13 protein-coding genes and 1 tRNA gene are annotated in these 23234 nt (G+C 63.7%); 3 read left to right on the top strand and 11 right to left on the bottom strand.

Features of this window, described 5'->3' with window-relative positions; translation table 11 throughout:
• Positions 1 to 86: 86 nt before the first annotated feature.
• The 4 genes from M729_RS0121895 to M729_RS0121880 all read right to left on the bottom strand — a co-directional run bounded on the left by M729_RS0121895 (position 87) and on the right by M729_RS0121880 (position 2697).
• A complete protein-coding gene (locus M729_RS0121895; RefSeq protein WP_013528775.1) occupies positions 87 to 326 on the bottom strand; it encodes a Trm112 family protein in 240 nt (79 codons plus the stop codon).
• A 9-nt stretch (positions 327 to 335) separates the two neighbouring features.
• Positions 336 to 1007, bottom strand: a complete 672-nt coding sequence (locus M729_RS0121890) for an LON peptidase substrate-binding domain-containing protein (RefSeq protein ID WP_024504054.1) — start codon at positions 1005 to 1007, stop codon at positions 336 to 338.
• A 106-nt stretch (positions 1008 to 1113) separates the two neighbouring features.
• Positions 1114 to 2115, bottom strand: a complete 1002-nt coding sequence (trxA, locus tag M729_RS0121885; RefSeq protein WP_027162862.1) for a thioredoxin — start codon at positions 2113 to 2115, stop codon at positions 1114 to 1116.
• Between the two features lie 84 nt (positions 2116 to 2199).
• Complete coding sequence (locus tag M729_RS0121880; protein ID WP_027162861.1) at positions 2200 to 2697, bottom strand: prolyl-tRNA synthetase associated domain-containing protein; 498 nt, start codon at positions 2695 to 2697, stop codon at positions 2200 to 2202.
• Positions 2698 to 2952: 255 nt separating this feature from the next.
• On the opposite strand from M729_RS0121880, the gene M729_RS0121875 reads away from it, so the two are divergent.
• Together M729_RS0121875 and M729_RS0121870 are read left to right on the top strand one after the other, a co-directional pair.
• Positions 2953 to 3027, top strand: a tRNA-Gly gene (locus M729_RS0121875).
• 210 nt (positions 3028 to 3237) lie between these two features.
• A complete protein-coding gene (locus M729_RS0121870; protein ID WP_027162860.1) occupies positions 3238 to 4044 on the top strand; it encodes an NYN domain-containing protein in 807 nt (268 codons plus the stop codon).
• A gap of 87 nt (positions 4045 to 4131) precedes the next feature.
• On the opposite strand, the gene M729_RS0121865 is transcribed toward M729_RS0121870, so the two are convergent.
• Positions 4132 to 4923: a SapC family protein gene (locus M729_RS0121865; RefSeq protein WP_027162859.1), complete on the bottom strand. Its 792-nt coding sequence runs from the start codon at positions 4921 to 4923 to the stop codon at positions 4132 to 4134.
• A 236-nt stretch (positions 4924 to 5159) separates the two neighbouring features.
• Here M729_RS0121865 and M729_RS0121860 point away from each other — a divergent pair, with 236 nt between their 5' ends.
• A complete protein-coding gene (locus M729_RS0121860; protein WP_245267612.1) occupies positions 5160 to 5555 on the top strand; it encodes a hypothetical protein in 396 nt (131 codons plus the stop codon).
• 72 nt (positions 5556 to 5627) lie between these two features.
• Here the strand turns inward: M729_RS0121860 and M729_RS0121855 are convergent, their stop codons facing one another.
• From M729_RS0121855 to M729_RS01000000135560, 6 genes are all read right to left on the bottom strand, one after another.
• Positions 5628 to 6158: a GNAT family N-acetyltransferase gene (locus M729_RS0121855; RefSeq protein ID WP_027162857.1), complete on the bottom strand. Its 531-nt coding sequence runs from the start codon at positions 6156 to 6158 to the stop codon at positions 5628 to 5630.
• 18 nt (positions 6159 to 6176) lie between these two features.
• Positions 6177 to 7484 (bottom strand): hypothetical protein, encoded by a 1308-nt coding sequence (locus M729_RS0121850; RefSeq protein ID WP_027162856.1) that lies wholly within the window; start codon positions 7482 to 7484, stop codon positions 6177 to 6179.
• Positions 7485 to 7512: 28 nt separating this feature from the next.
• A complete protein-coding gene (locus M729_RS0121845) occupies positions 7513 to 8043 on the bottom strand; it encodes a tail fiber protein (protein WP_024504061.1) in 531 nt (176 codons plus the stop codon).
• A gap of 12 nt (positions 8044 to 8055) precedes the next feature.
• The gene (locus M729_RS0121840; protein WP_024504062.1) at positions 8056 to 8562 is read right to left on the bottom strand and encodes a tail fiber protein; all 507 of its coding nucleotides are present in this window, start codon (positions 8560 to 8562) and stop codon (positions 8056 to 8058) included.
• A 12-nt stretch (positions 8563 to 8574) separates the two neighbouring features.
• Entirely contained in the window at positions 8575 to 9072 is a 498-nt protein-coding gene (locus M729_RS0121835; protein WP_024504063.1) for a tail fiber protein, read from the bottom strand.
• 359 nt (positions 9073 to 9431) lie between these two features.
• Positions 9432 to 23183 (bottom strand): hypothetical protein, encoded by a 13752-nt coding sequence (locus M729_RS01000000135560; RefSeq protein WP_245267611.1) that lies wholly within the window; start codon positions 23181 to 23183, stop codon positions 9432 to 9434.
• Positions 23184 to 23234: the final 51 nt, after the last annotated feature.

Here is a 23234-nt window from a genome sequence, read left to right as displayed (position 1 = left end):
TGCCAAGAACGGAACGAAAGCGGACGTCGGCGATCCTTCGCGCCCCCTCTGTCCTGCCGGCCTATTGGGTACAAGAAACGTGCCCCTCAGCCCGGCCCACCCAAACGTGGCGGTGGCGGGGCCAGCACATCCTCCACCGAAAGCGTCCGCGCCTCGGAAGGCAGCATGATCGGGATGCCGTCACGCACCGGATAGGCAATCTTGGCGACCCTGGAAATCAGTTCGCCGCGCTCCGGATCCCAGGCCAGCGGCCCCTTGGTCAGTGGGCAGGCCAAGAGTTCCAGCAGCTTGGGGTCGACCTTCTTCCCGTCACGTCCGTCCGCCATCGCGCCCTCTTACTGCAAACTCGACCCAAAATCCTCATTCTCGCGCGCCAGCGCCATTTCGGTGATGGCGATCAGCGTCTCGGCCCGGGTCTTCAAATCCGCCGCTTCGAGCAGCGCCTGTTTCTCGGCTGGCCCGTAGGGCGCCATCATCGACAACGCATTGACCAGCATGGCATTTTCGGCCCGGCTGACGCTTTCCCAGTCGGCCTCGAGGTCGTTGGCCTGCAGATAGGCGCGAAATGCCTTGAGCAGCGATGGCCGGTCGATCTCGTTGCCCGCCTGGTCCTCATCGAGATCGGCAAGGAAAGGCGAGGGCTTGCACTGGCGAAACGGCGTCTTGACCGTCAATTCATGGGCGATGCGGAACCGGCACACGCCCTGCAGCGAAATCAGGTAACGGCCGTCGCCGCTCTCGGAAAAGGCGATGATGCGCCCGGTGCAACCGACATTGCAGAGTTCCGGCTCACCGTCGTCGCGCAAGGCGCCGTCGAGACTGGGCTGGATGACGCCGATGAGCCGCGAGCCGGCGATCGCCTCGTCCACCATCTGCAGATAGCGCGGCTCGAAGATGTTGAGCGGCATGCGGCCTCCCGGCAGCAAAAGCGCCCCCTCGAGCGGAAAGATAGGGATCGTCGACGGCAAATCCTTGGCGAGCCGGTAATGCGCGTTTCCCGCTTGCACCTCATTCCTCCGATCGCGCCATCAAGAAGCGCGTGAGTTCTTGGCCCTAATCTGGCGCAATCATCGCCGACGCCAAGCCCGTGGGGCAAAACAACCGGCAGCCGGCTCAGGAAAACAGCAGCGCCGACAATTTGCGGCGCGCGGCCAGCGTCGCCTCGTCGGTCATGCCCCAGGCCTCGAACAGCTGCAGCAATTGCGTCCTGGCGCCATCCTCGTTCCAGGCCCGGTCGGCCTTGATGATGGCCAGCAGATTGTCGGCTGCGGCCGTACGGTCGCCGTTGGCGTTCTGGATCATGGCCAGATCGAAACGCGCCTGGTGATCTCCGGGATTTTCCGCAAGGCGCCGCTCGAATTCGGCTGGATTGCCGAGAGCCGCCGCCTGCGCCGCAACCGCCATCCTGGCGCGCAGGGCTGCCAGTGGCGGCGCATCCTTCTTGGCCTCCGGGGCCGTTGCCAAAAGCGCCTCGGCGCCTTCCGTGTCGCCGGCCTCGAACAGCAGCTCTCCCAGTCCGGCGATCGCCTCGATCGTCTCCGGCGCCTGCGCCAGGATGGCGTCATAAATGTCGGCCGCGGTCTGCATGTCGCCGGCGTCGCGCGCCTCGGTCGCCGCAGCCAGAGCTTCGGCCACCGGCGGCGCGCCATTGCCCTTGCCGCCGACCTTGGTGATGAATTCGTTGATCTGGCTCTCCGGGATGGCGCCCATGAAGCCATCGACCGGCTGGCCGTCCTTGAAGGCGATGACCGCCGGGATCGACTGGATGCCGAGCTGGCCGGCGATCGACGGATGGTCGTCGATGTTCATCTTGACCAGCTTGACCCTGCCGCCGGCGGCCTTGACCGCCTTCTCCAGCTGCGGCGTCAGTTGCTTGCAAGGTCCGCACCAAGGCGCCCAAAAATCGACCAGCACCGGCTGGCGGCGCGATTCCTGGATGACATCGGCGGCAAAGGCAGCCGTCGTCGTGTCCTTGATCACATCGGCGGGAGCGGCGGGCGTATCGCCAAGCGCGACTTTCGCCGGCGCCGGCGCGGTTCCACCATACTGCACCGAGGTGGTGTACTGGCCGCCATTGCCGCCAAAGGGGCCGCCGAACGGATTGTTGTCGCTCATCTCTTTACCCTTCCGTGGCGCCGCCGGCCGGCGGCCAGGCGCCCTATGCTTCAGACCATCGGTTTTAAGCCATCCATGTGGCGATCACGCGGAGACTTTCAAGATAGCAGCATCGTGCCCGGTTGCCTCGACGAATCTGATCAGGTCGCTCGCTGCGATCGATGTCGTCGCCTCATTGGTCAGCGGATGCCCATTGATCACCGCATGCTCCATCAAATCCTTGTCGAGCACGAGCTTGACCCTGTTTGCCGTGTCGTTGATGATGCCAAAGACCGTGACGGCGCCCGGCGTGACGCCGAGCAACTCCATCAGCATCTCCGGTTTGCCGAAAGAAACCCGGCTGGCGGCGCCTATCACCTGGTGGATCTGCTTCAGGTCGACGACCGCGTCCTCGCCGACGGTGACCAGAAAGAAATTGTCCTTCTTGTCCTTCAGGAACAGGTTTTTCGTGTGCCCGCCGGCGATCTCGCCGCGCAGCGCCTGCGAATCGGCGACGGTATAGAGCGGTGGATGGCGCTTGGTCGAGGCAGCAATGCCCAGCTCGGCAAGAAAGGCAAAAAGTTCGGCTTCGGTCTTCGGCATCGGTTTCGTCTTCGTCCCGTTTGTGAGCCCATGCCGTTTACGGCCAATGGGGCGGCCGACACAAGACCGTCATGCGACATCACGGTGAGCGGCACCCGCCCTTTGCGGTGGCGCCCCCGCCGCGTGCCACTCGCGCGCCCGCCGGCGGCTTGCCGGCCTCGCTTGCCGGGTCGTAAAAAAGCCTGCGATTTCCCTGTTGCAATCGCCGCGCTCTTCAGCCATATAGGCCCGGCTTGCGGCCAAGACGCCGTGCGAGCGGGTGTAGCTCAGGGGTAGAGCACAACCTTGCCAAGGTTGGGGTCGAGCGTTCGAATCGCTTCACCCGCTCCAATTTCCTCTAAGGAAATCAAGCATCGAAAAGCCGCGGTCCGCCGCGGCTTTTTCGTTTTTGGCCCGGCAATCGCCTCCCAAGTTTACGCATCCCCGGCTCAAAAAAACGCCTCCAAATCCCTCGCACGAGCGAGTTTCGAGACGTATCCATGCAAGATGCCTGAACCTAAAATCTGGGTTATCGTATGGGACAGGCAGAGGGTTTGCAAAATGACGGGCGATACACTGGCGCTTTTGATTGACGGCGACAACGCTTCACCGAAGATCATCTCGGGGCTTCTTGCGGAGATCGCCAATTACGGCACCGCGAGCGTCAGGCGAATCTACGGTGACTGGACGAAGCCAAACCTCGGTGGCTGGAAGGAATGCCTGCTTGAGCATTCGATTCAACCGATGCAGCAGTTCGCCTACACGACAGGTAAGAACGCGACCGACGGCGCGATGATCATTGACGCGATGGACCTGCTCTACACGGGGCGCTTTTCCGGCTTCTGTATCGTTTCGAGCGACAGCGATTTCGCAAGGCTCGCGTCACGAATCCGCGAACAGGGCATAACCGTTTACGGGTTCGGTGAACGCAAGACGCCTCGACCGTTCATAACGGCCTGCGACAAGTTCATATATGTCGATGTGCTCGATGGCGCGGCAGCCGAGCCGCCGCTGACTGCCCCGATTACAAAAGAGAAGCTCGTTGGAAAGCCCGCCGCCTCTGCCGCCGTACCCGTCAAAACCGAACCGGAAAAAGCCCGTCCAGCGCAGGGCGGAGCGGCGGGTGGCAGACTGGACAAGGCCGCGCTGAGCATGCTCCGAAAGGCGGTGGAAGCATCGGCAGACGAAGACGGTCGCGCGAATCTCGCACGCGTGGGCGCCCATCTGGCAAAGCAATCTCCAGACTTCGACGCTAGAAACTACGGCTATGCGCGATTGAGTGATCTAGCTGAAGCTTCCGGTATACTAGATGTGGAGCGCGCGGGCGACCAGCCGAAGGTTGTCTTGGTTCGCCTGAGGATGAGCTGACCGGCAGGGACATAGATCGGAAGTTTCTTTCCTGATTGCTCGTACGCTGTTTTCCGGAGTTGGATACGGCCAAGGGGAAAGGCTGCCTCAGCCAACCTTCGCCCCATCCGCCTTCCGCAGCGATGCCTGATGCACCAGCGAGGTCCAGCTGTTGGTCGAGGCGAGGTGGCAATAGAGCAGGCCGAGCGCGCCTGATTTGCGCAGGTCGAGAAACGCCTCGTCGCTCAATTTGTTGAAGGCCGGCTCGTCGATCACCTGGAAGTCGGTGAGGTTGAGAATTTCGCCGCCCTCCAGCGTCACCTTGCTCTGGCGCGGCGAAAACAGGCCGTGCGCATCGATCTTTTCGACCATCTCGCGGGTGGCTCGGAAGTCGATCTGGAACTGGTTGCAGAAGGCGAGCGCCTGTCTGGTCGCTTCGGTCGGCTCGTTGCCGGCGAAGAACGGCAGGATCTTGTCGTCGCGCAACGGCGCCAGCAGCTGGTCGACGACACGGTCGCTTGCCCGGTCGGCGCACAGCGTCAGCCGGCCGGCCGATGTCGGGTCTTCGGCCAGGATGAAGGGGAAGCGGCGGACATAGGCGGGGATGTAGTGCGGCCCGGTCCATTTGCCGTCGGCATCGACGAACAGGTTCTCGTTCTGGCGCACGCCGGTGATGATCACCGGCGACTTGGCCGGGCCGATGAAGACGATCGGGTAGGAGCGCATCGCCGCCGGCATTTCCGACGCGACCACCGGAATGGCGTGCGCCGAGCGGGCGAAGCCGAAGTCGCTGCGCGCGGTCAGGCCGAGCGAGCCGTGCCGCGCCGGATTGAGCGCCTCGGGCCTCGAATAGAACAGCGGCAGCGCATCGCCCGGCACGTCCGTCTTTGCATCCGCCATCATCCGTCTCCCGCACGCCCGTCAGGCTGCCAATGGTCCCGAAGCCGGGATCTATGCTTGTTTGCGCTGATCTTGGATCGAAAGGAATCCCGCGCAGGAACAAAGTACTACAGCGTCTCTTGCGCGCATAAAAGGACAGGCGGTGCTGTATTTTGGGATTGCGGCGACGAATTGTCTTAGGGCGCCCGGCCCGGCAGCCTGCCTGCCTCTGGACAGCTTACGGCGAAGCGGCGACAGTGCCGCCGCTGGAGCAATTCCGGGAAAAGTGTGCAGCGGTTTTCCCTTGGCAATTGCGGAGAAACAAAAAGCTGGATCGGATCCGAACGCTGAACCGCTCCAGCGCACAGATTGAGGCAAACGGGATGGCGTCGGTGTCGGATTTCGAGCAGGGACAAACCTTCACCATCGAAGCCGGGGGCAAGCAGATCCCGCTCGAACTGAGCGCGGTCAAGCCCATCGCCGCCAGCCCGCGCCTGGGTGGCGGTTTCTCGCTGCTGTTTAGAGGCCCGCGCGACATCGCGCTGCCGCAGGCGACCTACCTTTTCACCGGGGAAAGCGGCAGCCACGAGATCTTCATCGTGCCGGTCGCCGCCGATGCGGCCGGGCGGCTGTACGAAGCGGTGTTCAACTAGGCGACGTTTGCTTTTTGAGGCGACGCTTGCGCTGCGGCGCGAAACCTTGACGCCAGCGGGACAGCCATCGTCTCATCCCGCCCCGCCGCTCGGCGCCGCACACGCCATCAAATCGTATACACCCTTGTCCTCGACCACCGCAAAACCGAGCCTGACATAGAGCCACCTGGCCGGATTGTGCTTCTCGACGTGGATCGATACTGATTTGCCGGCTAACCATGCCTGGTCGATGAGATCGCGCAGCAGTGCGGTGCCGTAGCCCTTGTGGCGATGCTCCGGCAGGAAGGCAATGTCGATGATGCGGTGCTGGCTTGGCCAGCGCTCGATGTAGAGCCGGCCGATGTCTTTCCCCGCTCGTTCCACCACCAGCCAGTCGGCCTCGGGATAGTGTTTTTGGTAATGCGCGTGCTGCGCCTGGAACTGCATGCTGAGGAATTCGGCCTTCTGCGCGTCGCTCCACGCCGTCACGGCGAGTTCATCCATGCGCGTCGAGGCGTAGAGCCGCGACAGGAACGGCATGTCCGCGTCCACTGCCGCACGAAAGCGGAGCCCGGCCTTGTCGGAGCGCGACCAGACCGGACGTGCCTGTTTCGTTTCTGCCACGCGACCGGAAATCAACCGTCAGACCGGGGGCGTCAGGTCGCGCACGACGACGATCTGCTTGAGATTGTTGTCGGTCAGCGACGTCCAGTTATACTCCCATTCGGAACTGTCGATGCCCATCTGGTTGATCGTCCACAGGCCGTTGGTGCCGTCCGGCATGCGCGCCAGGCTGAACAGGGCAAGCCGGCCATCGGCATTGTAGTTGAGCGTCAGGCGCGTCGAGCGAAGGGATGCGCCGAAATCGCGCCATCCCGACCAGTTCTGGGTGTAGGCATCCCATTGCGCGTTGAATTGGAGGAAATGCTGGTCGGCGGCGACCAGCACGATATCGCCGTCGCCCTGGATGCCGGCGGCAAGCGCCAGGTTGGACGCCCTGGAGTAGCCAGGTGTCGCCCACTGCGTCCACGTATCCGATCCGGCGGGCATCTGGCGCGTATGCAGCACCTGGCCGCTCTGGGTCAGGGCGAAGAGATTGGTGGCGCCGAGCGGGCCGATCACCGGCGCCATCTCGATGAAGCCGCCTGTCTGGGTCGTGTCGATCTGCACCCAACCCGTCCAGTCGGCGGCCTTCAAGGCCCGCGCCTTCGCCTGCTGGCAGCGATAGAGATGCAGGTTCGAATTGATGCCGAACAGCGCGATGCGGCCGTCACCCTGGCGAATCGCCGAAACCGTCACCAGCCCGCCGGGGATCTGGATCCAGTCGCTCCACGGTTTGGCCGGCGGCGCCGGCACGTCGACGGTGACGACGATCGGCGTCGTCGTGCCCGGTGGCGTGATGGTTTTCTGCACCTGCACGATCTGGTCCGGATTCTGGTAGATCCACCAGATGCGGCCCTGATTGTCGGTGACGAAGACTTCGATGCGGCCATCGGCATCGCGCGCCATCGAAAGCTTCTGGTAGCTGGTGGCGCCGGGCGGCGTGCCGATGCTCATCGGCGCGGTCCATTTCTCGACCGGGCCGATCTGGTTGGCGTCCTCGGTGATGAAGGACAGGTTGGTGGTTCCCGATGGCTGCGCGACCACCGCGACGCGGCCGTCCCTGGTCAGCCCCGCCGTCATGATCACCCAGGCGCCGGGCGCGATGAACGACCAGGCCGAAGGCCATGGCCCGTTCGGCGAAAGCTGCGCCTTCTGGATCAACTGCCCCTTGGCGGAATCGATCCCCACCACCATCAGCCGCGACAGTTCGAAGAAGGAAGCGCCGGCCGGCTTGTGCTGGTAAATGGGTGGGGGGCTGGGCCGCGCCGGGCGGGCCCTGAAAGCCGCTTTCGACGCCGGCGTCTTCGCTGCGGGGGCCTTCGACTTCGGTTCTGCGTTCTTGGCCATCGTACGATCCTGCCCTTTGGTTCGGAATTCAGCTTCTTGGCGGGAAGACGCCTTGCAGTGCGATGCAGAAATAGCAGGTGAGATAGGGCTGCATATTGTTGTGCGGCTGGTCGCCGCCGGCGGGAGCGAGCATTTGATCACTCATCGGAACCAACGCCGGCTGCGGACTGCCGGCGACATAGGCGAATGCGTTCACCGATCTGCCAAGCGACCGGGCCGGCGACGGAGCCCCCTGATCGGCGGGTATATTCGCCGCCATCATGCCATGCGAATGCATGGGAATTTCAGATTCGAGCAACGTCACCGTCTCCGAACCACCGGTTTCGCCGAGATCGTGCAGCGAAAGGCCGGGGCCATGGCCTGGATGCATCGGCGTCCGGCCCTGGAGGTCGGGCAGCGCAAAATTGGACTTGCCGTCGCCGCCATAGGTCGTGCCGAGCAGCGAAAATAGCGCCGTGTTCTGCGACAGCGGTAATAGCTGGCCGTCGCACCAGGCCCAGCCCTTGGGTGCGAAATTGAACGGAAAGATGCGGATTTCGGCGACGAACGGGTCGGCCATGGCGGTCCCTCTTTAAGTCTGCGACGGAAAGATTCCGAACAGCGAGATGATGAAATCGACGCAGAGATAGGGCTGGAAGTTGCTGTGCGGCTGGCTGCCGCCTATGGAATTGACGGCCACCGCACTCATTGGAATCGTGGGCGGCTGGTCTTTATACAGCAGGATCGCGCCGCTCATCTGGTCGAGCACATTACCTTGCGGATTGGAGCCGGTTCCCGTGTTGCCCGACGCGAGCATCGGGTGGCTGTGTGAAGGGATTTGGCTGATCGTCAGCGTGAGCTCTTCTACACCGCCGGTCTCGGCAAGGATGAAACCGTTGCCCTGATGGATCGGAAGGCGGCCGCGCAGGTCGGGCAGCGCGAATGTGCTCTGGCCATCGCCGCCATAGGTGGTACCGATCAGTTGGAAAAGCGTCTCGTTCTCGGAGATAGGCAGCAGCTGCCCTTCGCAGAACATCCAGCCTGCCGGCGCAAAATTTCCGGCAAACATACGGATCTCACCAACATAAGGCTGTGCCATGATCGCGTTTCCTCAGGTCGGCGACGGGAAAATGCCCTGCAGGGCGATGCAGAAGCTGAGTGTCAGGAAAGGCTGCATGTTGAGATGCGCCTGACTGCCGCCCTGATTTGCAATGGTTCCGGGATTGATGGATGTCAGCTGTGCGGGCTGGGTATAGGCATTGTTCACAGCCCCCAGAAACGCGTTGCCCGGAATCGGAACCGCGCCATTTGTATTCGTAGCCATTCCGAGATGCGTGTGTGTGGGTAGCTCCGAAATGGACAGCGTGTGCGCCTGTTCGCCACCCCGCTCACCGAGCGTATGGCCGCTGCCGACATGGATCGGCATGCGCCCCCGGTAGTCGGGCAAGGCGAAATTGACCCGGCCGTCGCCGCCAAACGTCGTTCCCAGCAACGAAAACAGCGCCTGATTCTGGTTTATGGGAAGGAGTTGCCCGTCGCACAACGCCCAGCCCTTGGGCGGGAAGACAAAGGACATGATCCTGATTTCCGAAAGAAACGGCTCAGCCACGCGTCCCCCCTCTATTTGAGCGCTGAGCCCACTATGGCATATTACATTAGCAAGTCACTACAAATCTTGGTGTGTGCCCGTATAAAATTCAGAATGCGCGACAATGTGTTCTTGTTGCCAAATTGTCTAAAGCTTTAATCTGCGCCGACTACCTATCAGAACTGGGTTGGTCAAAATATCACTATCCGCTAATATACCGGAATCTCCATCGGATACGGCTGTCGCATGAGAGACGGTGACGCCGCTCCTCGGCTGACGTAGTTCGCGATCGCTGTGAAATCGTACAGCGCGCCGGCAAACTATTCTCTCCATCGAATATGTCGACGTGTTGCCCTGGATGACCGAAGCCGAAGCCATGACTAGAACTGCGCGCCTCCGAAGAAACCGAAGCCGGCAGGCGTGTTTGGATCTCCAAAGGCAAAGACGTCTGGTGCATTGCTCCCGGTGACGACGTTCAAATTGGCAATGTAGGTCTGGATTGCCGTGAAGTCATATGGCGCGCCCGCATAATTGGGGCTGCCTATCAGGCCGACGCGCGAATTGCCTTCCTGTTCGATTGTAATGCCGGCGGCGATGGCAAAGCCCGCATTGGCTCCGATATCGACGTGGTTGGCGAGTGCACCGGCGCCGCCGAGGGTGATGTTGGACTTGTTGTTGTCCGGGGTGCCGCTGTTGGTGGTGTTCGAACCGGTCTGCACATAGATGCCCGTAAACGAATTCACCTGATCGAGCGTGTCGATGATGTTGCCCTGGATCACCGCGGTCATCGTTCCGCCAGCGCCGTTTTTCACCTGCGTATAGATGCCACCAACCGTGCCGTGGATCTGGTTGTTGGTGATGGTCGTGTTCGAATTGCCTGCGCCATCGTGGAACACCGCGATGCCAAAGCCCTGAGTCGAGCCGCTGCCGGCCACGTTTTGCGTGCCGATGGTGTTGCTGTTAATCGTGCCGACGAACGAGGCGCCGATGCCGGTACCCTTGGCGACCGCGATCACCGCGCCGTGCGATCCCGAGATCGTGTTGTTCGAGATGTTGTAGGTCAGGCTGACATTGTTGGCCGGGCCGCCGCCGCCGATGGTGAGGCCACCGCCGCCAGAAACAATGTTCTGGTTGGTGTTGTTCATCGTGTTGCCGGTCAACACAAGATCCGACGTCACCGTGCCCAGCAGGTTGAGCTGGACCATATCGCTCCTGGCGGATGTAACGGTCGAATTCTGGACGGTGGCGTTGAATGTGCCGCCCGTCGCCTGGAACACAATCGCGTCGTTTGACGCATTGCCCGCAGCCGCGTTGGTCGCGAATGTCGAGCCGGTGATGGTGAGCCGGTTAAGCGTCTGTGCGCCATCGTTGAAAACGTGGAACGCATCATACGCCGCACCGGTGAAGGTGGAGTTCGAAACCGATGCCGAACCGCTCAGGCCGGTGAAATAGACATTACCTTCGCCGATGCCGCCCACCGACGTTCCGACCGTGCCGTTGATGATCGTGTGGTCCAGCGTGAAGCCGGTGACGTTGGTTCCAGATATGCCGTAGTTCTGGAAATCGTTCATCTGCAGGCCGTTGAGCTGCACATCCTTCGTGTTGTTGAGGTAGATGCCGCTGCCTTGCGTCGTAGAGCCATCGGCGCCGGTCTTGTTGGCGATTACGCCGCCGCCGGTCGCGCCGACGTTGGCGCCATTTCCCGTCACATGCAGGCCGCCATTGCCGGCGGCGGTGCCGGTGTTGCTGAGGATGATGCCGTTGGCGCTGCCGCCATTCGATGTGATGTCGCGGAAGGTAACGTTGCCCGAGCCGATCTGGGTGTTGCTGATATTGAGCGCGGTGCCGTTGCCGCTGCTAATATGGTTGCCGGTGCCCGTCACGCTGACCGTGCCGCCGCCGGTGGCCCTGAAGCCAGCGCCGCCCGTGGTGTCGATGGTGAGATTGCCGCCGGTGAAGTTGAAGGTGCCGGTGCTGGTGCCGCTGAGGCTGATGCCGATGCCAGAGGTGGTGTCGATGTTGAGCACGCCCTGGAAGGCGATGGTGCCGCCGGTCTGGTCGATGATGTCGATGGCGTTCGACGTGCCCGTGGTGAGATTATTGGTTGCACCCGAGAAGGTGAAGCTGCTGGAATTGTCGTCGAGGACGATGGCGCTGCCGCTTGCGCCGCTATGGGTCAGATTGCCCGACAGCGTGACCAGACCGACCGAGTGATCCTGGATGTTGACGGTGTTGAATCCAGCGCCGGCGCTGATCGTGCCGCCATAGCTGATCGTGGCCGTGCCGCCGGTGCCGGCGGTTCCCGAACCGTCGCCAACCAGGAAGGCCACCGCGCCCACGCCTGTCACGCCGCTCAGGGCGCCGGCGCCGAGGTTGACCGAGCCGGTGACGCTGGTCAGCTTCACATTGTTGAAGCCGCCGGTCGAAGTGGTCGAGGTGAAATTGATGCCGGCCGCGACGCCATTGAGGTTAACCGCCTGCGCGCCGGTGGAACTCACCGTGCCCGTCGTCACATTGACCGTGCCGCCATTGATGGCGCTGAAGCCGGTGGTGCTGTTGGTGACGATGCCGATGTTGGCGAAGCTGACAGTCGAAGCCGTGGCGTTGTTGTTGATCGAAACCGCGGTGCCGGTCAGCGTCGAGACCGTGCCGAGACCGACTGCGCCGGTGAAGCTGACCGTGTTGGCCGCCGTCGCGCCAGAAACGCTGATGCCGCTCGCCGTGCCATTTGCCGCGACCGACCCGGCAAAGGCGAAGCTGCCGCCACTACGGCCCGTTATCGTGACCGCCGTGCCGCTCGATGTGTCGGGGACGCCGACAAAGCTCGCCGCATCGAAGGTGATGGCCGCGTTGCCGCCGGTGACCTTGATCCCGCCGCCGGCGCCGCCCGTGACATCGACATTGGTGCCGGTGATCGTGCCCTGGGGGCCGGATGCACCGCCGAAGGCGATGCCGGTGCCGGTCGTGTTCGTGGTGATGTTGAGGTTGCTGAGCGTCGTCGTGCCGGTCGCGTTGCGGATGTCGAAGGCGATGCCGGTGGCGCCTGTGCTGCTGACGTTGCTGATGGTGGTGTTGGCCGCGTTGACGATGACGTCGCTGGCATTGCTGGAGAACGTCACATGGTCGATCGTCGTGTTGGCCGACGGCGTGATCTCGACACCGGCGGTCAGGAAATTCTTGATCGTCATGTTGCTGATGATGGTGCCCGTCGTCGTACCACCGCTATTGTCCTTGATACCGCGCGCCGCACCCGTCGGGCTGCCGTCGAGAATGAAGCCATCGATGATGTTACCGCTGGTGCCGAGCGTGATGGCGTTGCTGCCATTGCCGGTCGTCAGCGTCGCCGCGCCGTCCGGCGTCTGGTCGATGATCGAGATGCTGTTGCTGGAAAGCTGAATGGTGGACGGCACCGCCAGCGCCAGATTGATGGCGCCATTGCCGAAGCCACGCACCTGCTCGCCGGCGCCAAGCACCAGTGTGTTGTCGGCATTGGTGCCCGCCGCGCTGATAACGCCGCCATTGTTGACAAGGACGAGGATGTCGCTGGCGACGGACGCCGCTTCGGCCGTCGAAAGCGTCGCCAGATTGCTCTGGTCGCGGCCGGTGCCGTCGCCGCTGGGGCTGGCGCCGACGAAATAGATCTTGCCGACGCCGAAGCCGAGGCCCGGGCTGGTCGTGAGGTTCACATCCTGGAAATTGTAGGTGCCGGCGACCGGCGCGCTGGCCGCATCGATGCCGACATTGGCGCCGAGGGTCGAATTCTTGTCGGTCACCGATTCGCCGTCGCCATAAGTGAAGGCGAGATTGGTCGTGCTGCCGAGGAACACGCCGGTGTTGACGCCGGCAATGCTCGAGATGGCGCCGCCGGCTGCGGCATCGCCGAGGCGCACCACCTGGCCGCCAATGGCGCCGCGCAGGTCGACGCCGATCGAGGCGCCGGCGGCGGACGCGTTGGTGACGTCAAAGTCATTGGCCGTCACCGCCGCGTTGATCGTCGAGCCGTTGAGGTCGAAGGCGACGCCCGTCGTGCTGTTCAGGCCAATGTCGAGGTTGGCGAAGCTCAGCGCCGCACCCAGCGTGCCGCCGACGTCAACGCCGAACGTGGTGATGCCTTGCAGGTCGACCGTGCCCAGCGCGATGGCCCCGCCGCCAGACGAGGCAACGTTGTTCAACCCTATGCCGACGGATGCGCCATTGACCGATACGGAGCTCAGGTTGATGCCGCCCGCACCGACGGTCACGCCGGACAAGTCCAGTGCGGACCCAACGCTCGTGGTGATCGCATTGGACGCGCCGGTGACCGTGACCGTCGCGCCGCCGCTGGCGGCGATGCCAGGGCCGGAGGTCGTGTTGATCACCAGCCCGCCGCCGGTGAAGTCGATCGCCGCGCCAGCGTTGTTGGCCAGATTGACAGCCGCAAAGCCGCCGGTGGAAAGCGTCTTGGCGCCGCTGAAGGTGAACGTGCCGCCGCCATTGTTGCGGACATCGATGCCGTTGTCGAAGCCGCCGCCGGTCGCGCTGAGGTTGCCGGACAGCGTGACACTACCGCCGGTGACGCCGGAAATGTCGACGATCTTGCCCGTCGTCGTCTTGGTGAGCGAAGCGGCGATGTTCAAGGTCGCGGCGCCGCCGACAAGCTGGACGGCGGAGCCGGTCGGATCGTCGGTCGCACCGATCGAGCCGCCATTGATGTTTATCGTGCCGGACGAGCTGTCGACGCGCACGCCCGCGCCGCCCGTATTGTCTATCGTCACCGTGCCGATAGTGACCGGGCCGGTCACGCCGTTGACGACATAGATGCCGTTGGCGCTTGCCGAACTGACGACCACGCTGTTGAAATTGACCGCTGACGACGTGCTGTTCTGAACCACCAGCGCATTGTTGCTTGTGCCGGCGACGGAAAGCGCGCCGCCGTTGAAGTTGCCGCCCGAGACCGTCGCGAGTTGTACGCCGGCGCCGATGCCGACCGTTCCCGTCGCCTTCAGCGTGTCGAATGTCATACCGCCGGCACCGATCACGGCGGTCTGCAGCGACACGATCCGGCCCGTCGCCGTTGTGATCGTGTTGCCGGTTCCGATGACAGTGATCGAGCCGGCGGCGATGCCGAGGAAGCCGTCGCCGCTGGTGGTGTCGATGGTCAGGCCACCGGTAAAGCTGGTCGAGCCCGTGCCTTGCGAGACGCCGGTGCCGCTTGTGGTGTCGATGTTGGCGAGACCGGTGACCTTGAGCGTGCCGCTCGCCACCTGGATGCCGCCGCCACTGCTGCCGGCGTTGTTCACCGTCACCGTGTTGAAATTGAAGGTGCCGGTGTTGGTGTTGATCGCACTGATGCCGTAGTTGGTGGTGCCAGTGATGGTGGTGGCGCCGGTGACGCTGAAAGTGCCGGCGACGCCGTCGAAGATGATGCCATTGGCACCGCCGGTGGCGGTGACGCTGCCGAGCGTCATGTTGACAGTCAATGGGTCGAGATCGAACGCGTTGCCGCCCGTGGTGTCGACCGAACCGCCACTGCTGTTCAGCGTGAAGTTGGTGGTCTTGGCGCTGACCATGACGCCGGTGCCGCCATTGTTGGCGACGCTGAACGTGCCGAGATCGAGCGTACCGCTGGTGTTGTTGAAGCCAAACCCGTCGCCCTGGACGCGCCCGCCCGCAGCGGTCGTGCCGACGTCGAGCGTGCCGGCACTGACGGTGCCGCCGGTGCCGTTTGAATCGAAACGGACATTGTTGAAGGCGATGCCGCCGCCGGTGCCGCCGGTCACCGTATTGCCGGCAAAGGACCTGATCGCGATCGAGTTCAGGTCGGCATCGATGTTCTGCCCGGTGAAGGACGCCGCCAGTCCGCCGCTCGAATTGAGCGTGTTGCCGTCGATCGAAAGCAGAAGCGTATTGGCCGGAGCTCCCGTGGTGGAGAAATCGAGCGCGTTGCCGCCGGCGGTGATGGTGTTGCTCTTGACGAAGAAACTGGAAGCGCCGGTCGCGTTGACGGCAACGCCCGCACCGGAACCGAGATTGCTGACGATCAGGTTCTGGATGCCGCCCGTGAAGATGCCGCTGCCTGATGTCGCCAGGTTGATGACCTGCGTGGCGTTGTTGCTCTGCAGGACCGGCCGCAGCGTGTCGATGCCCGCCGGCGCCGAGACGATCGTCGTGTTCTGTATCGTGGTGAACTGGAACGCCGCCGACGCGCCGCCGGCGGCGCCGACGCCGAGTTGCGAAACATCCACCGCCGCGTCGTTGCTCTTGAAGGCGAGCAACACCTGTCCGTCGTCGAGCTGGAACGTTGTCGCGCCGAGGTCGATCGTCGCCTGGCCGCCGTCGACGGTCTTGTCGATCAGCACCACGACATTGGCCGTGGAAGCCTGCGCTCCGGCATAGCTGCCAGGATTGGCGAGGCTGCCGTCGCCGGTTCCCCCTGCGGTGACATAATAGACGCTGATCGACGCCAGGTTCGCGGTGTCGCCGGTGAAATTGACGTCGTTGAAATTGTAGCTGCCATTGGCCGGCAGGCTGGCGTCGGTGGTGTGGATGACCTGGCCGCCGGTGGTCGAAATCGAGGATTCGGCCGGGCCGGCGCCGTCACCGAACACCAGCTTGGCGTTGGTGGCGCTGGAGAACTGGACGCCATAGCCGACATTGGCGATGGTCGAGGTCTGGCCAGCCGGGTTGTTGTTGATTGAGTCGCCGAGTTGGATCGTGCCGGTACCCGTCGTGCCAGCCATGTCGATGCCGATCGTGCCGGCAAAGCCGCCGCCGTCGACGTCGAAGTCGCTAACCGAGATAACGCTTGTGCCGAGAGCCGCACCATTGAGATCGAGGCCCACGGCGTTAGCGGCACCCAACCCGATGTTGAGGCCGACGGCGCTCAGCGCCATACCGCCCAAAGTGCCAGAAATGTCGACGCCGCGTGAGGTGACGTCGAGCAGGTTGACGACACCGAAATTGATAATGCTTCCACTGACATTGTTGAGCAAAATGCCGGTCGCCGCGCCATTGACTGACACCGAGCTGAAATTGAGACCGCCCGCGCCCACCGTCGCGCCGTCGAGCTTGAGCGCGGTTCCGGTCGTCGTGGCGATGGTGTTGTTGAGGCCGGTGATGCTGACCGTGCCGGGGCCGGAGGTGCTGGCGGTGAAGCCGGCGCCGCTGCTGGTGGTGATGGCAAGGCCGCCATTGGTGAAGGCGAGCGTACCCGTGCCTTCGCCGACCCCGATGCTCGGGGCCTTGACGATGGCGCCGTTGGTGCCGCTGCTGGTGTTGAAAATCTTCGACGTGCCGGAGAAAGTGACCGTTCCCTCGGACGATCCGTCAAACAGCACGCCGACGGCTGTGCCGGTATGATCGATCGTGCTCGAAATATTGTAGAGCCCGTTGGCGTTGCCGCTGAAGACGAAAGCTGCTGCCCCCAGCCCGGATATTGCCGTAGTCGAAACGACCGAACCGCTCATGTTCAGCTCGGTCCAGTCGCCGACGCCAGCTTGCAGCACAGCGCCCGTATCGATCTTGATCGAACCGTTGTAGTTCAGCGTTGCATTGATAAGGTCGTTGCCGCCGGAGAGGCTGATGGCCGAAACACTGGTACTTGTCGTCGCGCCGATGCCGGCGATGCCGCCATTGCCGCCGACATTGACGGTTCCGGTCTGCAGGGCGGCAAACGCGATGCCAACTTGGGCGCCGTCGATGGCCAGGGTGGATCCGGCGACATTGGCGATGTTTATGGCGCCGACCTGACCGCTGATCTCGAACCCTTCGTAGCTGACGTCGAGATCGGTCTTGCCTTCGAAATTGACCTGACCGGCGCCGAACAGGCCGTTCAACGAGGCGCCCGTATATCCCGTATCGGTCAGCCCGCCGATGTCGCCGCTACCGATGTTGACATTGCCGGCGAGATTGAGGCCCGACAGGATCACGCCGGCGCCATCGCTGTTTGAGTCCGCCGCGATGCTCTTGAAGGCGATGCCGCCACTGCCGACATTGCTGAGGAACAGCAGCAGTCCGTTGCCGCCGGACGAGATTGTGTTGTTGGCGCCGGTTACTGTGAGTTTGCCATTACCGGTGCCAGCAACGAGGCCATCGCCGACGCCGAACGCGACGAAGCCCGCCCCGGTCGTCGTCGTTATAGCGAGGTTGCCGCCGGTGAAATTGATCAGGCCGTCGGTGTTGGGGGTCGGAGTGCCCGCCGGGTAGGCGCCGAGGATGCCAAGGCTGACGGCATCCGTCGTGCCCGAGCTGATCACCTGGCTGGCGCCCGAGAAGGTGACGGTCGCCGCCGTGCCGTTATCGATGCCGGCAACGACGATATTGCCGCCGTCCGCGGCGTTGCCGTCGGTCAGGTTGCCCGACAGCGTCACCGAGCCGCCAGTCAGTTCCTGGATCGAGACCGCCGCACCCGTCCCGTTGCTGGCGACGGTGCCGGCATAGGAGATGACCGCGTTGCCGCCGCTCGCATTGGTGCCCGAGCCGACATCGAAGGCCGCGTCCAGGCCGGTGTTGGTCAACTTGCCGGTGCCGAGAGCGACCGTGCCGCTGAGGTTCTGCAGATCGATGCCGCTGCCGGAGCTGAAGGTCGCACTTGTCGAGGCGAAATGGATACCATCGACATTGGGCGTGACACCGGCTGTGATGCCGTCGAGCGCCACCGCCTGCGCGTTGGTGGCATTGATCGTGCCGGTCACGACATTGACCGTGCCGCCGCCGCTGGCGCTGAACGCCGTCTGGCCGTTCGTGGTGATGTCGACATCGGCGAAGGTGATCGTTGAGCCGGCATTGCCGGTCAGCGAGACGCCGTTGCCGTTGACCGTCACCTTGTCGGTGAAGTTGACCAGGCCGCCGCTGCGGTTGGCGATCGAGATGCCGCCGCCGGTCAGCGTGCCCGCCGGACCGCTGTTGGGCAAGCTGCCACGCGTGACCGTGATGTCGCCGCTGCCGCCATTGGCGTCGAGCAGCGTGCCGGCGACGTTGATGTTGTTGTTGGTGATCGACAAATTGGTGTCGAGGCCGACGACCTTGAACGCTGTCTGGCCCACGGCGACATTGCTGACCGTGACGCCTTCGATGAAGATGCCGCCGGTATTGACGAAGCCAGCCGCGCTCCCGTCGACGAGGAAGACCGAGCCGCTGCCGCCGCTGAAGTCGAAAGCGGTGTCGCGCACCTGGTTGTTGCCGAGCAGATGCAGGGTATCGCTGCCCGTGCTCTTGACCACGCCCTCATCGCCGGTGACGTTGCCGCCAGTAGCGCCGAGATTGCCCTGGACATTGACCGGCTGGACGGTACCGGAGGTGAGGATGGAGGCGCCGTTGCCGAAGCCGATGATCGACTGGCCGGAATCGAGCGTGAACGGGGTGCCGCTGAGATCGACGGTGCCGACAAAGGCGAAGTTCAGCGTGCCGGTCATGGCATCGGCCTCGGCGACCGTGTAGGTGGTCACGTCGGCGCTGAGCCCGTCCGTGTTGGCGTGGACGATGCCACCGCCCTGGGAAATCATGATGGTCCCACCGACCGCGCTGGCCAGATGGGCGGCGCCGGTGAAGTTGACGTCGTCGAAATCATAATTGCCGAGCGTCGGATCGAGCCCGATCGTGTTGACGGTGTAGCCGCCGGCGGCGGCGCTGATGGAGGACTGCAGCCCATCGGCGGACGTGCCGTCGCCGAAGGTGAAGTTGGCGTTGGCCGAGGTCGCGGTGGCGCCGCTCGACGACAATTCGACGCCGACGCCGACATTGGAAATGCTGGAGCCGCGCAGGAAGGTGATGGTCTTGTTGCCGGTCGTCGACGACAGGTCGATGCCGCGCGAGGTCAGGCTGCCGGTGCCGGTGATCGTGGTCAGGCCGAAATCGGCCCTTGTCGAGGAACCGCTCGAGGAACCGCTGAAGTCGATGCCGGTCTGGTTGGCGCCAACCTCGTCGATCGTGGTCGTGCCGAAGCTGATATGTTCGTTGATGTCGAGGAACTCGATGCCGGCGGTGCTTGCCGCTCCCAGCGTAACCTGGGTTGTGCCGAAGGTGACCGTGCCATTGTCGGCAATGAAGATGCCGGTGCCGCCAGGCGTCGTCACGGTGACCTCGCCAAAGCTCGCCGATGCCGTGCTGGCGACATTGGTGACGGACAGGCCGGTGCCCGTGGCATTGGTGATCGACAGCGGCGCGGTCACGTTCAACGTCGCGGTGCCGCCGAGGCTGCTGACAAGCGCCCCACCGCCACCCGTCGCAGACAGTGTCGAGCCGGTGAAGCTGATCGCGCCGCCGACCGGGGGCAGCGTCGAGCCGATCGCGAAAAGATTGCCGGTGCCGGTGGAGGTGATGGTGCCGCTGAAGGTCACCGAGCCGCCGGTGGTGCCGTCGACCTTGACCGCCGCGCCTGGCGCGGTTGCCGAGCTGGAGATGTTGGCCGCTACGCCGACTGTCGCGCTGCCGCCGGAAACGACGACACCGTCGCCAGCGCCCGAATTGGTGATGGTGCCGCCGAGGATCGTGATCGAGCCCGTATTGTTGGTCAGGCTGACATCGGTGCCCGCGACATTGGTCGTCACCAGATTGGTGATGGTGAAAGTCGATGACGAAGCGTTGATTGCAAGGCCGTTGATGCCGGCAGCGGTGCCGCCGACAGTGACATTGCCACCCAGGAACTGGCCGCCCGAGACGGCATTGAAGTTGAGCGCCGTGGCCGTCGCAACGCCTGTCGTGATGCTGTCGAACGCCATGCCGCCGGTGCCGATGGTGATGCCGTCGAGATTGATCGCCCGGCCGGTGCCGGTGGTGATCTGCTCCGTGCCCGCGGCCGCGACTGTGATCGTGCCGCCCCCGGTGGCATCGAAGCCGGTACCGGTCGTCGTGGTCAGGTCCAGCCCGCCGGTGAATTTCACCGTGCCGCCGGTGTTGGCGGACAGGTCGATCGCGTTGGCCGAGCCCGTGCTGGCGGTGATCTTGCCGCCGAAGGTGGCGGTGCCGCCGGTCTGGCCGATGATCCTGACCGCGTTGGCCGCATTGGCCTGGTCGATCGTGCCGTTGTAGGTGACGTTGGGCACCGCACCGTTGATGTTGAAGGCTACATCGCCCGTGTTGGTGATGGAACTCGCGGCCGCGAAAGTCAGCGTGCCGCTCGAGCCGCTCCAGATGGCCACGCCCCTGCCGCCGCCACTGATGTCGAGATCGTCGAAGGTGGCGATGCCGTCGAAATTGTTGGCGAACAGCCCGACGTTGGCGGCACTGGTAATCTTGGTGTTGCCGGTGAAATCGACGGTCGCGCTCGAATCGACAAGCACGATGCCGGTTTGAGATGCGGTCTGGACGGTCAGGTCGTCGACCGAGACCGTGCCGGTCACACCATTGAGATAGAGGCCGGACCCGACATTGCTGGCCGTCACGCCCTGGACGGTCAGGCCGTTGATGCCCAAGCCGTAGATCGCCGAGCCGGAACCCCCGGAAATGTTGAAATCGAGCAGCGTGTTGCCGTTGCCCAACGTCACGACATTACCGCCGCCGGAACTGGTCAGCGTCGCCGCACCCGCTGAATCCGATATGGATTCGTCATGATGGACGTTGGTGCCGGTGACATTCAACGGCACCCCGCCGAGCGAGAACGCGCGGTCGTTGCCGAACGAGGCCAGTTCCTGTCCGTCGCTCAGCGAGAAGCCGGTGGCGTCGTCGATTGTCCCGCGGTTGACCAGGACAATGATGGCGTCGCTGGCGGTAATGCTGTCGGCATATTCGATCGAGGCGAGGTCGGTGATCGACGTGCCGCCGCCCGAAGCCCCGGCCGCAACGAAGATGTAATTGCGCAGATCGTAAAGTTGCGGGCCGGAAAACGCGGTCGTGCCGAAAGCGTAGTGGCCGCTGCCCTCATTGAGCCCGCGCGCATCGAGCGAGGCGGTGATGCCGGAGATGGAGCTGGAATTGCCGCCGAAGGTAAATTCGGCGTTGGCCGTGGCGCCCGGCGTGCCGGCAATGCCCAGCCGCACGCCGGTATCGACATTGGTGATGACGCCGCCATCGGTGATGATGATCACCGCGCCGCCAACGCTCGGCGACGTCAGATCGATGCCGATCGAGCCGGCAGCACCGGTGCCGGTGATGCTGAGCGACTGCGCAGTGAAATTGGTCTTGGATCCGGAGAAGTCGAGGCCGGTGCCGACACCCAGTCCGGAGATGACGATGTTGCCGGCGACCACCGCCGCATTGACGCCGGCAAACGAGATGCCGTCGGCGCCGGGGTTGGTGATGCTGATGTCGCCGAAGCGGATCGTCGCCGGCGAATCCGAAATGGCGATCGCCGGTCCGGTCGTGTTGGAGATCGTCGTCGCACCGTTGACGGTAAAGCTGCCCGCGACATTCTCCAGCACGACACCCGACGTGCCGCCGCTCTGGCTGATCGAGTCCAGCACCACATGGGCGGTGATCGGATCGATGAAGACGGCGGTGCCGCCATTGCCTGACACGGTGCCGCCGGTGGTGGTGAACGTGCCTCCGGTCGACGTGCCCTGCACGGTGATGCCGCGGTCTGTATTGTCCTGCGCATTGACGGTGGCGAAGGTGTAGGTGCCCTTGCCGGTGATATCGAGACCGTCGTCGAGATTGCCCTTCAGCAGCGTCGTGCCGGTGAAATTGTAGGTGCCGTCGCCGTCGATGTGCAGGCCGTCGAGGCCGTTGCCGGTGGCGGTGAAGTTGGAGCCGGTGATGCCGGTCGAACTGCCCGTGAAGTCGGCGCCGTTGCCGCCCGCACCGGTGACCGTCACATTGGTCAGCGTCGCGCCGGTGATGTTGTTGCCGAAGATGCCGTCGCCGCCGCCGGTGATGGTGATGCCGCTGAGCGTGTTGCCGTTGGCGAGCGTAAAGACGGGGTTGGCGACGTTGGTGCCCTGGATCGTGCCGTCGCTGCCGCCCAGGTTGAAGGTGCTGGTGCCGCCGCCGAAAAGCCTTGCGGTGACGCTTTCGCCGCCGCCGATGACGGTCTGTCCATTGGCAAGCGTCACCCCGCCAGTCGTCAGATTGCCGTTGCCGCCGAGTGCCACGACAAAACCGTTCGCACCCGACTTGGTCACGGCGTCGTCGAGCGTCGTCGGGTCGGCCAGCGTGCCGGCACCGGCGAGGCCGCCATCGGCGTAGTAGAACTTGCCGAAGGCGGCATTGGTGGCGGCGTTGATGGCGACACGCGTCGTCGAGCCGCCGGTCAGCGTCTGCGACTGGACGCGGACGCCGATATCGCCACGCACGCGCTCGTTGACGCGCTTGCGCAGGCCTTCGCTGACCGGATAGACCGGCTCCGGCCCGCTATCCGCCCCATTGGCGGCGTGGTTCGAGCCGCTGCCGGGATTGAACGGGATGTTCAGCCGCACACTGCCGGCGAACTGGGTGTCGTCGCGATTGTCGTTGCGGACCTCGCCGGCGAAGACCAGTTCCGTGTTGCTGCCGAAGACATCGCCGATCGTATACTCGAAGCCGGCCTTGGCGCCGGTGACGCTGCCGTCGTCGCCATGCGGATCCTCGAAATGATAGCCGCCAATGTCGAGCCGCAGCGAATGCTTGTCGGGCAGGTTGACCGGCACCTGCGCGCCGATCTCGCCCTCAATGCCCCATGCCGCGTAATCGCGGTGGTCGAGGACCGAGATCTGCTCGATCAGCTGGTTGCTGACCATCGACAGGGTCGAACTGGTCGAGTGATCCGTCGAATCACCCTTGATAGGCAGGTAGACGTTCACATGCGCATCGAAATGAGGCGTGATCGCTTCGGCCCCCAGCGTGGCGGCGGTGAACTGGGTGGAGTTGTAGTTCTCGAGATTGAGATAGGCGTAGCCGCCGATCATCAGGTCCGGGTTGACGATGCGGCGAATGCCGAGGCCGACATCCTGGCCGGAACCATCCTTGAAATCGTGCTTGGCCCGGACATCCAGGAACAGCACGGATTCGGCCGTCTGCTTGAGCGGGATGAAACCTTCGAGCGCGCCGTTGCCGCCATTGTTGTCGGCGCCGATGATGGCGCGGATCTGCGGCTGCCATAGCCCGTTGGGATCGCCATAGGCGGCCATGCCTGAAAGGCCGAGCGCCAGCGTCGTCAGTGCCGTCGTCTTCCAGAGATGCCTGGCGATTCGCGAACGGCGATAGCCGGCGTGCACGCGGAAATCCTCCCCACGCGCCGCCATCTCACCAACTTGCCGAGGCGTCTCGGTAGTTCCCATCCCTGGCGAGTCCTT

Source organism: Mesorhizobium sp. WSM1293, from assembly GCF_000513875.1.
In the GTDB taxonomy this organism is placed as follows: Bacteria; Pseudomonadota; Alphaproteobacteria; order Rhizobiales; family Rhizobiaceae; genus Mesorhizobium; species Mesorhizobium ciceri.
Note: the sequence above shows the minus strand (reverse complement) of the source record. Positions and strands in the feature narration are given on the sequence as shown.

Excerpts from the sequence above, each read along its gene's own strand:
- M729_RS01000000135560 (WP_245267611.1), bottom strand. The coding sequence starts at position 23,183 with ATGGCGGCGCGTGGGGAGGATTTCCGCGTGCACGCCGGCTATCGCCGT.
- M729_RS0121850 (WP_027162856.1), bottom strand. The coding sequence starts at position 7,484 with ATGGCCAAGAACGCAGAACCGAAGTCGAAGGCCCCCGCAGCGAAGACG.
- M729_RS0121840 (WP_024504062.1), bottom strand. The coding sequence starts at position 8,562 with ATGGCACAGCCTTATGTTGGTGAGATCCGTATGTTTGCCGGAAATTTT.
- M729_RS0121845 (WP_024504061.1), bottom strand. The coding sequence starts at position 8,043 with ATGGCCGACCCGTTCGTCGCCGAAATCCGCATCTTTCCGTTCAATTTC.
- M729_RS0121865 (WP_027162859.1), bottom strand. The coding sequence starts at position 4,923 with ATGGCGGATGCAAAGACGGACGTGCCGGGCGATGCGCTGCCGCTGTTC.
- trxA (WP_027162862.1), bottom strand. The coding sequence starts at position 2,115 with ATGAGCGACAACAATCCGTTCGGCGGCCCCTTTGGCGGCAATGGCGGC.
- M729_RS0121895 (WP_013528775.1), bottom strand. The coding sequence starts at position 326 with ATGGCGGACGGACGTGACGGGAAGAAGGTCGACCCCAAGCTGCTGGAA.
- M729_RS0121880 (WP_027162861.1), bottom strand. The coding sequence starts at position 2,697 with ATGCCGAAGACCGAAGCCGAACTTTTTGCCTTTCTTGCCGAGCTGGGC.
- M729_RS0121870 (WP_027162860.1), top strand. The coding sequence starts at position 3,238 with ATGACGGGCGATACACTGGCGCTTTTGATTGACGGCGACAACGCTTCA.